Source organism: Pseudomonas sp. ZY71 (assembly GCF_036542145.1).
Taxonomy (GTDB): Bacteria; Pseudomonadota; Gammaproteobacteria; order Pseudomonadales; family Pseudomonadaceae; genus Aquipseudomonas; species Aquipseudomonas koreensis_A.
In genome coordinates, this window is sequence record NZ_CP144274.1 from 4,009,218 (window position 1) to 4,024,410 (window position 15,193).

General features: G+C 60.0%; 13 protein-coding genes. 6 read left to right on the forward strand and 7 right to left on the reverse strand.

Features of this window, described 5'->3' with window-relative positions:
• Positions 1–108: 108 nt before the first annotated feature.
• Positions 109–1,392, reverse strand: coding sequence for an arsenic transporter (locus tag VY732_RS17670; RefSeq protein WP_016987132.1), 1,284 nt, complete (start codon positions 1,390–1,392; stop codon positions 109–111).
• A gap of 153 nt (positions 1,393–1,545) precedes the next feature.
• On the reverse strand, positions 1,546–2,103 hold the full coding sequence (locus VY732_RS17675) for an NADPH-dependent FMN reductase (RefSeq protein WP_077572393.1): 558 nt from the start codon (positions 2,101–2,103) through the stop codon (positions 1,546–1,548).
• Between the two features lie 184 nt (positions 2,104–2,287).
• Here VY732_RS17675 and VY732_RS17680 point away from each other — a divergent pair, with 184 nt between their 5' ends.
• Positions 2,288–2,518 carry a hypothetical protein gene (locus VY732_RS17680; RefSeq protein ID WP_007910567.1) on the forward strand — a complete coding sequence of 77 codons (231 nt, stop codon included), beginning with the start codon at positions 2,288–2,290 and terminating at the stop codon, positions 2,516–2,518.
• An 85-nt stretch (positions 2,519–2,603) separates the two neighbouring features.
• Positions 2,604–3,497 carry a LysR family transcriptional regulator gene (locus tag VY732_RS17685; RefSeq protein WP_331691328.1) on the forward strand — a complete coding sequence of 298 codons (894 nt, stop codon included), beginning with the start codon at positions 2,604–2,606 and terminating at the stop codon, positions 3,495–3,497.
• Here the strand turns inward: VY732_RS17685 and VY732_RS17690 are convergent.
• The 5 genes from VY732_RS17690 to VY732_RS17710 form a co-directional block, all read right to left on the reverse strand.
• The gene (locus VY732_RS17690; RefSeq protein WP_077572390.1) at positions 3,463–4,077 is read right to left on the reverse strand and encodes a GNAT family N-acetyltransferase; all 615 of its coding nucleotides are present in this window, start codon (positions 4,075–4,077) and stop codon (positions 3,463–3,465) included. The two genes, VY732_RS17685 and VY732_RS17690, sit on opposite strands and share 35 nt — an antisense overlap.
• 14 nt (positions 4,078–4,091) lie before the next feature.
• Positions 4,092–6,347, reverse strand: a complete 2,256-nt coding sequence (locus tag VY732_RS17695) for an Orn/Lys/Arg decarboxylase N-terminal domain-containing protein (protein ID WP_331691329.1) — start codon at positions 6,345–6,347, stop codon at positions 4,092–4,094.
• A 143-nt stretch (positions 6,348–6,490) separates the two neighbouring features.
• Complete coding sequence (gene dnaQ / locus VY732_RS17700; protein WP_331691330.1) at positions 6,491–7,249, reverse strand: DNA polymerase III subunit epsilon; 759 nt, start codon at positions 7,247–7,249, stop codon at positions 6,491–6,493.
• 216 nt (positions 7,250–7,465) lie between these two features.
• Complete coding sequence (rnhA, locus tag VY732_RS17705; RefSeq protein ID WP_007910572.1) at positions 7,466–7,936, reverse strand: ribonuclease HI; 471 nt, start codon at positions 7,934–7,936, stop codon at positions 7,466–7,468.
• Between the two features lie 91 nt (positions 7,937–8,027).
• A complete protein-coding gene (locus VY732_RS17710) occupies positions 8,028–8,786 on the reverse strand; it encodes a class I SAM-dependent methyltransferase (protein ID WP_007910573.1) in 759 nt (252 codons plus the stop codon).
• Positions 8,787–8,852: 66 nt separating this feature from the next.
• Here VY732_RS17710 and gloB point away from each other — a divergent pair, with 66 nt between their 5' ends.
• The 4 genes from gloB (at position 8,853) to VY732_RS17730 (ending at position 15,189) form a co-directional block, all read left to right on the forward strand.
• Positions 8,853–9,620, forward strand: a complete 768-nt coding sequence (gloB, locus tag VY732_RS17715) for a hydroxyacylglutathione hydrolase (RefSeq protein WP_116029760.1) — start codon at positions 8,853–8,855, stop codon at positions 9,618–9,620.
• Between the two features lie 99 nt (positions 9,621–9,719).
• Entirely contained in the window at positions 9,720–11,183 is a 1,464-nt protein-coding gene (locus VY732_RS17720) for a transglycosylase SLT domain-containing protein (RefSeq protein ID WP_116029623.1), read from the forward strand.
• A 335-nt stretch (positions 11,184–11,518) separates the two neighbouring features.
• A complete protein-coding gene (locus VY732_RS17725; RefSeq protein WP_331691331.1) occupies positions 11,519–13,351 on the forward strand; it encodes an extracellular solute-binding protein in 1,833 nt (610 codons plus the stop codon).
• Positions 13,348–15,189: an extracellular solute-binding protein gene (locus tag VY732_RS17730; protein WP_331691332.1), complete on the forward strand. Its 1,842-nt coding sequence runs from the start codon at positions 13,348–13,350 to the stop codon at positions 15,187–15,189. The genes VY732_RS17725 and VY732_RS17730 overlap by 4 nt, the downstream gene beginning before the upstream one ends.
• Positions 15,190–15,193 lie beyond the last annotated feature (4 nt).

Below are 15,193 nucleotides of genomic sequence, written 5' to 3' on the forward strand. Positions count from 1 at the left end.
CTCTTCGCGAGCAGGCTCGCTCCCACATTTGGACCGCATTTCAAATATTGGGAGAGGCAACACATTCCCCTGTAGGAGTGAGCCTGCTCGCGATAGGGTCACCTCGGTCTAAAGGGAAAGCCGCAAAGCCAAAGCCGCCAACGTCACCAACAACACCGGCACCGTCAACACAATCCCGACCCGGAAGTAATACCCCCAGCCAATGTGAATCCCCTTGCGCTCCAGCACATGCAGCCACAACAACGTGGCCAGACTGCCAATCGGGGTAATCTTTGGCCCCAGATCGCTGCCAATCACATTGGCATAAATCATCGCTTCCTTGACCACCCCACTCGCCTGGCTCGCATCGATCGACAACAAACCAATCAACACCGTCGGCAAGTTGTTCATGATCGACGACAGCAACGCCGTCAGCACCCCGGTGCCCATGGCCGCGCCCCAGACACCATGACCGGCGAAGACATCCAGCCAACCGGCCAGATACCCGGTCAGCCCGGCATTACGCAAGCCATACACCACTAGGTACATGCCCAACGAGAAAATCACGATCTGCCACGGCGCTTCTTTCATCACCTTGCGCGTGGAAATCTTGTGCCCGCGGGCGGCGATGCCCAGCAACAGCGCGGCGCACACGGCGGAAATCGCACTGATCGGAATGCCCAGCGGCTCCAGCGCAAAGCAACCGATCAGCAGAATCACCAACACCGCCCAGCCGGCATAAAACGTGGCTTTGTCGTGGATCGCGGTTTCCGGATGTTCGAGTTGCTCAGGGTCGTACGCCGCTGGAATGTCGCGACGGAAAAACCACAGCAGCATGCCCAGCGTCGCCGCGACGCTGACGAAGTTCACCGGCACCATCACCGCTGCATAGCGGTTGAAGCCGATGTGAAAGAAGTCCGCCGAGACGATGTTGACCAGGTTCGACACCACCAGCGGCAGGCTCGCGGTGTCCGCGATAAACCCCGCGCCCATGACGAAGGCCAGCGTCGCCGCCGGGGAAAAGCGCAGCGCCAGCAACATCGAAATCACGATTGGAGTGAGGATCAGCGCCGCGCCGTCATTGGCGAACAGCGCCGACACCAACGCGCCGAGCAGCACCATGAAGGCAAACAGCTTGCGCCCACTACCGCGTCCCCAGCGCGCCACATGCAGCGCCGCCCAGTTGAAGAAACCGGCTTCGTCGAGCAACAGACTGATGATGATCAGCGCGACGAAAGTGCCGGTGGCATTCCAGATGATCTGCCACACCAGCGGGATATCGCTCAGGTGCACAACGCCGAAGATCAGCGCCAGCACGGCGCCAAGCGTCGCACTCCAGCCGACGCCGAGGCCTTTGGGTTGCCAGATCACAAGGGTGATGGTCAGCAGGAAAATCAGTGACGCAGCGAGCATCCGCAACAGCCTTAAATTGAAATGGGGTTATGAAGCCAACACAAAACCTGTAGGCCTTCGCCTGCTCGCGATAGCGGACTGTCAGTTACCAATTGGTCGACTGACACACCGCTATCGCGAGCAGGCGAAGGCCTACATTGTTCCGTGTACAGGTTACTTCTTGTGTTGTTCTACAAATTGTCCGTAGGCATTGATAAAACTCTGCAGAAAAGGTTTCACCGTTTCACTCAACTTGCCGGCCTCATCAAACGCCGAACCCGCCCCGCCCAGATACGCTTCCGGCTGCTGCATGCACGGCACATTGAGAAACACGAACGACTGGCGCAGATGCTGATTCGCGCCGAAACCACCAATGGCACCGGGCGATACACTGATCACTGCCCCCGGTTTGCCACTCCAGACAGCCTTGCCATAAGGCCGCGAACCGACGTCGATGGCATTCTTCAGCGGCGCCGGCACCGAACGGTTGTACTCGGGCGTAACAAACAGCACCGCGTCGGATGACGCCACTTTTTGCCTGAAAGTGCTGTAGGCTGCCGGCGGTGAATCACCGTCGATGTCTTCGTTATAAAGTGGCAGATCGCCAATTTCGACAATCTCAAGCTTGAGGTTGGCCGGGGCCAGCTCTGCCAGTGCCAGGGCGACCTTGCGGTTGATCGATGCTTTGCGCAGGCTACCGACCACTACAGCGACGTTGTAGACATTGCTCATGGAAGACTCTCGATGGTCCGTGGGAGGAGCCAGTAGTTATAGATGATTCGGTGACGATTCCACCAGCACACGTTGGCAAATTCCCGGGTGCTGATTATTTTTTTCCTGTAGGAAAACTTACAGGCCTTGATGGCGGTCTACCAAGCCGCAAATCAAGCGTTTTATCTCCAGAGGTTCTAAGCAGATGGCAGCAGTACTCGTCGGTCAGTTCCATGCAAGAGATGCGGAAGGCCGCGTTTATTCCGTGCATGAGTTCCAGGAATCCAACCCGTCGGCAGACGGTTCCACTGGCTCGGAGCCGATTTACAAACTGGCGATTGGCGATCGCGTCAACAAGGTCAGCGAGAACGAGTTTCTCCTGGTCCAGTCAGGTATCACCCTGACTCGCGAACCCGAGCCAACGGTCGCTTCATAACCGACCGTTATGAGCAGAAGTCATATGCGCAGACTTGGGGTAGGATTCAGCCACTGACCCCACCTGCTGAACATGGACTTCACGCATGCGTTTACGTCATATCGAAGTGATTCAGGCGCTCTTGCAAACCGGTCACCTGGGCACCGCCGCCGAATGGCTGCAGTTGCCGGTGGCCGAGGTCGAAGAGCGTTTGCGCGAAGCCGAGAGTCAGTTGGGGTTCATGCTGTTCGCCAGCGTGCGCGGACGCCTGCAATCGACGCCCGAAGCACGGGCGTTGCAGGTCGAAATCGCCCATGTCTATGAAGCGCTGGAGCCGGTGCAACGGCTGGCCAGCAGTCTCAAGCAATACCTCGCCCCACCCTTGCGCATCATCGGCACCCCGCCGCTGGCGCAACAATTACTGCCCCAAAGCCTTGCTGCCCTGCGCCGACGTCTGCCCGATGCGCCGTGCAGCCTGCTCAGTGCGCCGACCCGCGACATCGTCCGCAGCCTGTTATTGCGCGAAAGCGATCTCGGCTTGAGCCTGCACGATCCTGAACACCCCGACATTGATTGCCGGCCACTGGCCCAGGGCAAGCTGCAATTGCTCGCGCCCCACGGCTGGCTGCAACCCAAACAGAAATACATTTCCCTACAGGATCTGGCCGGTCAGGCCATGGTCGGCCTCGAAGGCCAGGACCCACTGAGCCCGGCGCTGGAAAACAAACTCCATGCGCTGCACCCGGCACCGAGCATCCAGACCCGGGTGCAAACCCATCAGATGATGCGCAGCATGGTCGAGGCCGGCGAAGGCCTGGCCATCGTCGACCCGTTCACTGCACTGGGCGCGCGCGCCGCCGGGCTGGATGTTTGCCCGCTGTCACCGGCCGTGCCGATCAGCCTCTATGCCCTGACCTTCAAGCACTCCGCGCCGTCATCAGCGATTCAGACGCTACTGACGATCATCACGGAACAAGCCGAGGCGATGCTGGCGAGCTGAGCGGGTTTTCCAGCGGGTTATCGAACAATCGATACCAGAACAGCGCCACTTCGGCGGTGTTCGGATCAATGCCGCGATAGCGCAACTGGTCCACGCCACCAATCACGTAGCCGCAGCGCTCATACAACCGACAGGCGCCGAGGTTGTTGTTCTGGGTTTCGAGCATGATCCCCGGCAGTTTTTTCTTGCGGCTCCAGAACTGCGCGACATCGAGCAGCGCCTTGGCCACACCATGCCGACGCGCCGGCGCGTGCACCGCCAGCTCATCGATGTGCGCAAAACCGTTCCAGTTGGTACTGATCACCAGATGGCCGACCGGCTCATCGTCGAGATAGGCCATGAAAATCGCGCTGTCCGGCGCGTTGTGAAAGGCGCTGAACTCCTCCGGATCGATGCCGTAGCACTTGCGATAAGGCACGATCGGCGTCACCCGCCATTGCTCGACCGGCTGGCCAATCACGGCCGCGCCATAAGCCGCGACTTCGAAGCTGAAGTCGCTGCCCCAGATATACGGCGCAAAGCCTTCATCGGCGACACGCACCGACAGCCCTGGGTATTTCGGATTCATGACCGGTTGCATACTGGGAAAAGTCCTCATTCCTTGACGCAATCGACGGTGTATTGCCGTCCATTGCCTTCGTCTTCGTGCTGCAATCCATGCACATCCGCGACAAAACCGGGGAAGCTGCTATCGAACGTGCGAGCAAATTTCAGGTAATCAATGATCGAGCGGGTCGACTCGGTAAAGCGTTCGCCGGGCATGATCAGCGGAATGCCCGGCGGGTACGGCACCAACATCACCGCTGCAATGCGCCCTTCCAGCTCATCGATCGGCACCGCTTCGACTTCGCCGCGCACCAGATGATCGTAGGCGTAGGCCGGTTTCATGGCAATTTCCGGTAGCACGGTGTACATGCGCTTGAGGTGTTTGGCCGTGGCATTGCTGCGGTAGCAGGCGTGCAATTGATCGCAAAGATCGCGCAGGCCCATGCCGCGATAACGCGCGGTGTCTTGCTGGGCCACGCACGGCAGGCAGGTGTCGAGGCGCACGTTGGCGTCGTAGCTGCGCTTGAATTCCAGCAACTCGGTGAGCAGCGTGCTCCATTTGCCTTTGGTAATGCCCATGGAGAACAGCACCAGAAATGAATACAGCCCGGTCTTCTCCACCACCAGGCCGCGCTCCCAAAGGAACTTGCTCACCACCGTCGCCGGAATGCCCTTCTCGCTGAGCGCGCCACCGGCATTGAGCCCCGGCATTACCAGCGTGACCTTGATCGGATCGAGCAACACGTAATCGTCACTGACTTCACCAAAACCGTGCCAGTCGGCATTCGGTTGCAGCAACCAGTCCTCCGTCTGTACGCGGTCGATGCCCTCGACGCCCGGTGGCTGCCAGATCGAAAACCACCAGTCATCAGCGGCGATGTGCTGGCGCAGATTGGCCAGCGCGCGGCGGAAGCTCAGCGCTTCATCAAAGGTTTCCTGTAAGAGCGAACGCCCGGCCGGGCCTTCCATCATGGCCGAGGCAACGTCCAGCGAGGCGATGATGCTGTACTGCGGCGAGGTCGAGATGTGCATCATGAACGCTTCATTGAAACGATCGCGATCGAGTTGCCGCGCGCCGCCGTCCTGCACATGAATCATCGACGCCTGACTGAAGGCAGCGAGCAGTTTGTGCGTGGAATGGGTAGTGAATACCAGCGGACTGTCGTCACTGCGCGAAGTGGCCATGCCGTAGCGCCCGGCGAAGAATTCGTGAAACGCCGCATAGGCGTACCAGGCCTCATCGAAATGCAGCACTTCGACACTGTTGCCGAGGCTTTGCTTGATGAGCTCGGCGTTGTAGCAGAGGCCGTCGTAGGTCGAGTTGGTGACCACGGCGAGTTTGACTTTCGGCGCACGGCCCTTGGTCAGCGGGCTGGCATCGATCTTCGCTTGAATCGATTCGCGGCTGAATTCGCTCAGCGGAATCGGCCCGATGATCCCCAGCTCATTACGCTCCGGGCACAGGTACAACGGAATCGCGCCGGTCATGATGATCGCGTGCAACACCGACTTGTGGCAGTTGCGATCGACCAGTACCAGATCGTCGCGCGCGACCATCGAATGCCAAACAATCTTGTTGGCGGTCGAGGTGCCATTGATCACGAAAAAGGTGTGATCGGCGCCGAAATTGCGTGCCGCGCGCTCTTCGGCTTCGGCCAAGGGCCCGGTGTGGTCGAGCAGCGAACCGAGTTCCGGCACCGACACCGACAAATCCGAACGCAGGGTGTTTTCACCAAAAAACTGGTGAAACGCCTGCCCCACCGGACTCTTGTGATAGGCCACGCCGCCACCATGACCGGGGGTGTGCCAGGAATAATTGGAATCGGCGGTGTGCTGCACCAGTGCCTTGAAAAACGGCGGCAGCAAGCCATCCAGATACTTGCGCGCCGCCCGCGCCACTTGCCGGGCGAGGAACGGCACGGTGTCTTCGAACAGATAGAGAATGCCGCGCAGTTGATTGAGCTCGGCCATGGCATCGGCCGGGGCATTTTCCAGGGTGACTTGCTCGCCGAGGGCGAAGATCGGCAGATCCGGCGCACGCACCCGCGCCAGCCCGATCAGTTCGGCCATGTTCTGCAACAGATGCGAGTTCGTACTGGCGTCCTCGGCGGCAATCAGCATGCACGCGAGGCCATGGTGGGTCGACGCGACCAACCGCCCTTCGGTGTAGTCGATGGCCGAAACGATATTGAACCCTTCCTGCTCCAACTCCCGGGCGATGCCACGGATACGGTCACCGGCGACCGTGTCGGCCTTGATATCGCGATGGACGATCAACACCGGAAACTTCAAATCTTTGTACATGAGGCTCAGTGTCCTGAGGCGGCAGGTTTGAATCTGCCAATGCACTCAGGGTAGAGGGTTGCAGCGAAAGTGGCGAGGGTGGCCAGTTGGCTTCATGCCGCCAAAAGCAAAGATCGCAGCCTGGGCTGCGATCTTTTGGTCTCTCAAGCCTGTGCGTCGGCTTCGGCGATCTGTGTCCACAGCGCCGGGCCACCGGCAGACTTGGCAATAATTTCCAGCCGCACCAGATGCGCCGCCAGCTCCTCCTCCGTCGCACGAATGATTCGCGCTGGTTGGCGATCCGCCGGCAAACGACGAATCTCGGTCGCCGAGTTGTCCGCACCATCGCCCGTGCCATTACCGTCTGACGCATTGCCCGCCAGCGACAGGCTGGTCTGGCCACCGGTCATGGTCAGGTAGACGTCGGCGAGAATCTCCGAGTCGAGCAAGGCGCCGTGCAGTTCACGGCCGGAGTTGTCGACGCCATAACGTTTGCACAACGCATCGAGGCTGTTGCGCTGCCCCGGGTGACGTTCCCGGGCCATCATCAGGGTGTCGAGGATTGAGCAGTGCCGGGTGATGTCAGCGCGATCCTGCTGGCCCATCAAAGCGAATTCGTTGTTGATGAAGCCAACGTCGAACGCCGCGTTGTGGATGATCAGCTGCGCGCCCTTGATGAACTCGAAGAACTCATCGGCGACTTCGGCAAACCGTGGCTTGCCGACCAGGAATTCGTTGGTGATGCCGTGAACGCCGATGGCGCCTTCATCACTCTCGCGATCCGGCTGCAGGTAAACGTGAAAATGCCGGCCCGTGAGGCGTCGGCCGATCAGTTCAACACAACCGATTTCAATGATCCGGTGACCATCGGTCACCGGCATGCCGGTGGTTTCGGTATCGAGTACAACGGATCTGGTGGCCATCAGTGTTCAGCTCTCAACGGGTCGATCTTGCAAAAAACGCGGATGTTAGCACGCTCGGCGGGGTGTTTCAGGTGGACCGTGTCGCACCCTTCGCGAGCAGGCTCGCTCCCACATTGGAATGCATTCCAATTCAGGAAGATACATCAGGTCTGGAATGCATTTCCCTGTGGGAGCGAGCCTGCTCGCGAATGGCCGCACCACGGTTGAGAAGCGAAATCAGCTCTGCTTGTAGCCACGAACCTCATCCACCCCGCGGTTGGCCAACTGGTCCGCCCGCTCGTTACCGTGATGGCCAATGTGCCCACGCACCCATTTCCAGGTGACCTTGTGGCGGTTGACCTGCTCGTCCAGTTCTTTCCACAGATCAGCGTTTTTCACGGGTTCTTTCGCTGCGGTTTTCCAGCCACGCTTCTTCCAATTGGCCATCCACTCATTGATGCCCTTCATCACGTATTGCGAGTCGGTCACCAGCAGCACTTCGCACGGGCGCTTCAAGGCTTCGAGGCCACGGATCGCGCCGAGCAGTTCCATGCGGTTATTGGTGGTGTTGGCTTCGCCGCCCCACAGTTCCTTTTCGACGCCCTTGCACACCAGCAAGGCGCCCCAGCCGCCCGGGCCGGGGTTGCCCTTGCAGGCGCCGTCAGTGAACAGTTCTACGGTGTCGACGCTTTCAACGCTTTCGCTCATGCCACTCTATCCAGAAAAAATGCCTGCCTCGCCAATCACGGATCGACGATGGCCACGGCCGGAACAAGTCCGGCCGCGAATAAAAGAAGGTTTACGGTTCAATGCGACGGCGGTTGACCTTGGCCATCGGCAGCGGAATCAGCTTGCCCATCGGCTCGCGCCGTTCCTGACGCAAGGGTCGCAGCCCGACCACAATCTTGCGCGCAACCAGTAAATAGAAGCCGCCGCCCGACAGTTGCCAGTCACCGGCCTTGCGTTCCCAGCCGGCCAGGCGGGCCTGCCACTTGGGCGACGCGAGCGGCGGACGATAGCACCCGAAGCGACGTTTCTCCAGCGCGAAGCCGAGCAGATTGAGCCAGTCGGCAACCCGTGACGGCGAGATGCAGCGCGCCTGGCGCAAGGCGTCATGGGCGAATACATGGCGCAGGCCCCAGGTGCTCCACGGGTTGATGCCGATGATCAGCAAATGCCCGCCGGGGCGCACGCTGCTCGCTGCTTCACGCAGCAACCCGTGGGGCGACAGGCAGAAATCCAGACCGTGCTGCATCACTACCACGTCGGCGGCGTGCTCGCTCAGCGGCCAGGCCTGCTCTTCGCAGACAATCTCGACGCCCGGCAACGGCGCGCCAAGACGCACATTGCGCTGCACTTGCGGCGCCGCCGGCGGGGTCTCGGCCGATGGCCCGTAATGCACCAGATAACCGCCGAAGAACCGGCCCAACTCGTCTTCGAGCATGCGCCGCTCCTCATCGAGCAGAAATTGCCCGAGCGGGCCCGACAGCCATTCACGGGCTGCACCGATCAGGGCCAGCCAGTCAGGATCAGCCTGTGCGAACGCTTTATCACTCATCGCATTCTCCAAAGCGCCAGGAACTACTAAGATGCGCCAATGTTTTCCGCTTGGCGAATTCCGACGATGATACAGATCAGTGCCCTGCCCGCGTTCACCGATAACTACATCTGGTTGTTACAAGATCACCGCACCCAGCGCTGCGCGGTGGTCGACCCGGGCGATGCCGCGCCAGTGCAGGCCTGGCTCGAAGCGCATCCAGGCTGGGTGCTGAGCGATATCCTTATCACCCACCACCATCATGATCACGTCGGCGGCGTCGAACGCCTGAAAGCCGCGAGCGGCGCGACAGTCTACGGTCCGGCCAGCGAAAGCATTCCGGGGCGCGATGTGGCGCTCAAGGACAACGACACAGTCAGCGTGCTCGGCTGGGACTTCGACGTCTATGCGGTGCCCGGTCACACCTTGGGACACATTGCCTATTACCACCACGGCCTACTGTTCTGCGGCGACACGCTGTTCGCTGCCGGTTGCGGACGTTTGTTCGAAGGCACGCCGGAGCAAATGCACCACTCGCTCAGCCGCCTCGCCGCGTTACCGGAAGATACGCTGGTCTACTGCACCCATGAATACACCCTGAGCAATCTGAAGTTTGCCGCCGCTGTCGAACCGAGCAACCCGGACATTGCCGCCCGTCTGGAAAAAGTCACCCAGCAACGGCAAAACGGCGTGATGACCCTGCCCTCGACCCTCGCTCTGGAAAAGCTCACAAACCCGTTTTTGCGCACCTCTGAAACATTGGTTACACAAAAAGTGGACGAACGGGCAGGCGCTCAAAACCGGGCGCCGAGTGAGGTATTTGCGGCTCTGCGGGCCTGGAAAGATAAGTTCTAAGTGCCCCGCCACTTGGTACAAAAATTCTGAATGGTTGACCGCAGGGGGTGCGCTTTCTAGAATCGCCCGACATTTTTGCCCGGAACTTACTTCCAGCCAATGTCGTCATCCATACGTAAGTCCGTCAATTCAGACGCATTGACCCGCCTGGCGCAAGCCATCGCGGTGGCTGTGTCCGCCACGCTGGCGGGCTGTTCCAGCCATGCTCCGCAGACTGAAGCGACCCATACGCCGAACATTGCTGCGCGAGCCAAGCAGAAGCCGATCTGGCTGACCGAAAAGCCCAGCCCACAGGTTCCTCAGGATATCTGGGAACGCATGCGCCAGGGCTTTCAGCTGCAGGAAGGCCTCGGCGTAAACCCGCGCATCGAGCAACAGCGCCTGTGGTTCGCCAGCAATCCCTCTTTCCTCGAGAACGCCGGCGAACGCGGCAGTCTCTATATTCACTACATCGTCGAACGCCTAGAAGAACGCAACATGCCGCTGGAACTGGCCCTGCTGCCAGTGATTGAAAGCGCCTACAACCCGATGGCCTACTCGCGGGCCGATGCAGTCGGTTTGTGGCAGTTCATTCCGTCCACCGGGCGTTACTTCAACCTGCGTCAGACCCGCTTCTATGATGGCCGCCGCGATATCACCGCCTCGACCACGGCAGCGATGGACTACCTGACCCGTCTGCACGACATGTTCAACGGTGACTGGTTGCTGGCCCTGGCGGCGTATAACGCTGGAGAAGGCACCGTCAGCCGCGCCATCGAGCGTAACGAAAAGCTTGGCCTGCCAACCGATTACTGGAACCTGCCGCTGCCGGCAGAAACCCAGGCGTATGTGCCGAAACTGCTGGCACTGTCGCAAGTGGTACTGGCGCCGGAAGCCTACGGGGTCAACCTCAACCCGATCGCCAACGAACCGTACTTCCAGGTCGTCGAAATCAACCAGCGCATGGACCTGTCGAAGGTTGCTGCGGTGGCCAACATCGACGAAGACGAACTGTTCCAGCTCAACCCGGCGTTCAAGCAACGCACCACCATCGATGGCCCTCAGCATTTGCTGGTGCCAACCTCGAAGGCGCAACTGCTCACCGCCAGTTTGCAGACCATGCGACCTGACGAACTGATCAGCCCGCGTTCGCTCAAGCCAGTATTCGAAGGCGCTGATCCGTCGGAAGTGGCGCAGCTCAAGCGTGCTTACCGCGTGAAGCGTGGCGACAACCTCGGCTCCATTGCCAGGGCCAACAAGGTCGAAGTCAAGGATCTGCAACGCTGGAACAAGCTGACCGGCAAGAACCTCAAGGTCGGCCAGACTTTGGTGATGCAAGACACCACCAAGCGTGCGCCGGCTCGCAAGTCCGGCCGGGTCAACACGGTGATTGCGTCCAACAGCAAGAGCAAAGGCAAGGACGACAGCGCGCAGCAGACCCAGTACAAGGTCAAGCGCGGCGACACGCTGTACGTCGTGGCCAAGCGCTTTAACGTTGAGATGCAGCATCTCAAGCGCTGGAATCCGGGTGCGGGTAAAGCACTGAAGCCGGGGCAGATGCTCACGGTTTATCAGCCGCACTGATGGAAGAGCCCCTGAGTTTTCAGGGGCTTTTTTTTGGTTCGGATTTTGTGGTGCGCTTTAGATCCATCCCCCTCACCCCAGCCCTCTCCCCCAAGGGGGCGAGGGGGAAAGGGAGCCGATCGGGGGCTTTTCAAAACGTGAGTTCGACTCGGTATCGCACGTCGGTGCAACCCTCCCAAACACCGCAGTCAGTCCCCTCTCCCCCCGGGAGAGGGTTAGGGTGAGGGGCTCTTCGCGCAAACGATTAACCGCGCATTAACCCGCATCTTTTTCCTGTCCAGACAAGCTGTTACTGTACGGCCCACAAAGCCCAAGCCGCCTGGATCGGATCTGACTTGAAGCGTCCCCTCCTCCTGCTCCTGATCAGCCTGGCCTTGAGCTCAACCGCAAGCGCGACGATTACCGAAAGTCACGGTTATGCGCAGTTCGGCACGCTCAAGTACCCGGCCAGATTTACCCACTTCGACTGGGTCAACCCGCAAGCGCCCAAGGGCGGTACGTTGCGGGTAATGGCGTTCGGCACCTTCGATACGGTCAACCCGTACACCTTCAAGGGCACGAGTCCCGTCACCACAGCGAATTTCCTCCAGTACGGCATCAATGAGCTGAACGAGCCGTTGATGGTCGGTACCGGTCAGTATTCGCCGTCCGGCGACGAGCCGGCGTCGAGTTACGGCTTGATTGCGCAATCGGTGGAGTACAGCGAAGATCGCAGCTGGGTTGTCTTCAACCTGCGTCCCGAGGCGCGTTTTCACGACGGCACGCCGATCACCGCTTATGACGTAGCGTTCTCCTATAGAACGCTGCTCAAGGACGGTCATCCGCTGTACCGCACTGCCCTACAAGAAGTACTGCGGGTCGACATTCTCAACAAACAGCGCATCCGCTTCGTGCTCAAGCGCTCGGGCAATCCGCTGTTGATCCTGCGCCTCGGCGAATTGCCGGTGCTGCCGCAGCATTACTGGAAAGACCGCGACTTCAAGGCCACCACCTTCGAACCGCCACTGGGCAGCGGCCCCTATCGCATCACTTCGGTGACGCCGGGTCGGCAGTTGATCTTCGAACGGGTCAAGGATTACTGGGGCAAGGACCTGGCGGTCAATCGCGGCAAGTACAATTTTGATCGCATGGAAGTCGAGTTCTACCGCGACAGCGATGTGGCCTTCGAAGCGTTCAAGGCTGGCGAATTCGACATCTACATCGAGCATCAGGCGAAGAACTGGGCCAATGGCTACAACTTCCCCGCGATACGCCGTGGCGACGTGATCAAGGCACAGATCCCGCATCAGATCCCGACCCAGAGTCAGGGTCTGTTCATGAACACCCGCCGCGCGACGTTCTCGGACGTAAAGACCCGCGAAGCGCTGGGCCTGATGTTCGACTTCGAGTGGACCAACCGCGCGCTGTTCAGCGACGCCTACAAACGCACCAGCAGTTACTACCCCAACAGTGAATTCACAACCTCCGGCCTGCCGGTCGGGGGGGAATGGCTGATGCTCAAGCCGTATAAGGAACAACTGCCGGCCAAGCTGTTCACCGAGCCGTTCACCCTGCCAAAAACCGACGGTCGCGGCATTCCCCGGGAAACCATGCGCAAGGCATTGGCGTTGCTCGCCGAGGCCGGCTGGAAACTCAACGGTCAGCGCCTGCAAAACGCTGACGGCCAACCGCTGCGCTTCGAGCTGTTGCTGGTCAATCCGAACCTCGAGCGCCTGTACCAGCCCTACATCGAGAACCTCAACAGCATCGGCATCGACGCGCGCCTGCGCACGGTCGATCGCGCCCAATACAAACAGCGCCTCGATCAATTTGATTTCGACATGATCTCGATGACGCTCAACCAGACCTTAAGCCCGGGCCTTGAGCAGTGGCAGTACTTCCACTCCAGTCAGGTGAACGTCAAGGGCAGCAAGAATTACGCGGGCATCGCCAATCCGGTGGTTGATCACCTGCTCGAACAACTGCTCGCCGCGCGCACCCGCGACGAGCAGGTCGCCGCCGGCAAAGCGCTCGACCGCGTGCTGCTCTGGCAGCACTACAGCATTCCCAACTGGTACCTCAATTATCACCGTCTGGCCTACCGCAACCGGTTGGCCTTCGTCACCACGCCGCCCTACACCCTGGGCCTGAGCGCGTGGTGGCTGAAGTCTTCGGAGAAAGATCAATGAAACCGATCCGCGCCCTGCTCGTCCAGGCCAGCGGCTTGCTGTTCGCCGGGCTGGCCTTTGCCGCCCCGCAACACGCCGTGACCCTGTACAACGAGCCGCCGAAATACCCGGCCGATTTCAAGCAGTTCGATTACGTGAATCCCGATGCGCCCAAGGGCGGCGTGTTCCGTCAGGCCGGTTTCGGCGGCTTCGACAGCCTCAACCCGTTTATCAGCAAAGGCGTGCCGGCCGATGACATCGGGCAGATCTACGACACCCTGACCAAGCACAGCCTCGACGAGCCGTTCACCGAATACGGCCTGATCGCCGGCAAAATCGAAAAAGCCCCGGACAACAGCTGGGTGCGTTTCTACCTGCGCCCCGAAGCACGTTTCCATGACGGCCACCCGGTGCGCGCCGACGACGTGGTGTTCAGCTTCAATACGCTGACCAAGGAAGGCTCGCCGCTGTTTCGCGGTTACTACAGCGATGTATCCGAAGTGATCGCCGAAGATCCGCTGAAAGTGCTGTTCAAGTTCAAGCACAGCAACAACCGCGAGTTGCCGCTGATCCTCGGCCAGTTGCCGGTGCTGCCAAAACACTGGTGGGCTGATCGCGATTTCAGCAAAGGCAATCTGGAGATCCCGCTCGGTAGCGGCCCGTACAAGGTCGCCGAAGTAAAGGCCGGGCGTTCGGTGCGCTACGAGCGGGTCAAGGATTACTGGGGCAAGGACCTGCCGGTCAATCGTGGCTTCTACAATTTCGACACCATGACCACCGATTACTACCGCGACAACACCGTCGCCCTCGAAGCACTGAAGGCCGGGCAGTTCGATTACTGGCTGGAAATGACCGCGAAGAACTGGGCCAACGCTTACAACATTCCGGCGGTCACCGAAGGTCGCCTGATCAAGGAACAGATCACCAACAGCAACCCGACCGGCATGCAGGGTTTCGTCTTCAACTTGCGCCGCCCGCTGTTCCAGGACGCGCGCGTGCGTCAGGCGCTGGGTCTGCTGTTCGATTTCGAGTGGACCAATAAACAGCTGTTCAACGGTGCCTACTTCCGCACTCGCAGCTATTTCGAAAACTCGGAAATGGCCGCCACCGGTCTGCCCGACGCCGATCAACGAACGATCCTCGAGCCGTTCCGCAGCAAACTGCCGGCGCAGGTGTTCAGTGAAGCCTTCGACAATCCGAAGACCGATGCCAGCGGCATGATCCGCGCCCAGCAGCGCGAGGCCTATCAACTGCTGCAGGAGGCCGGCTGGAAGATCGTCGACGACAAAATGGTCGACGCCACCGGCAAACCCGTAGTGATCGAGTTCCTGCTCGCGCAGACCGAATTCGAACGCGTACTGCTGCCGTTCAAGCGCAACCTCAGCGACCTCGGCATCGATCTGGTAATCCGCCGCGTCGACGTTTCGCAGTACATCAACCGCGTGCGTTCGCGTGATTTCGACTTGATGGTCGGCAGCTTCCCGCAGTCCAACTCGCCGGGCAACGAACAGCGCGAATACTGGATGAGTGCCGCCGCCGATAAACCGAGCAGCCGCAACACCATGGGCTTGAAGGATCCGATCGTCGATCAACTGGTCGAGAACCTGATCAACGCCGACTCGCGCAAAAGCCTGGTGGCCCACGCCCGTGCGCTGGACCGTGTGCTGCAATGGGGTTACTACGTGATCCCCAACTGGCACATCAAGACCTGGCGCGTGGCGTACTGGAACCACATCGGCCACCCGAAAGTCTCGCCCAAGTACGACATCGGGATTAACACCTGGTGGGTCAAGCCGAACGCAAAACCGGCGATAGAAGTCGAAACCAAACTGCAAGCCGACCCTGTGGGCACGGAGTAATCAG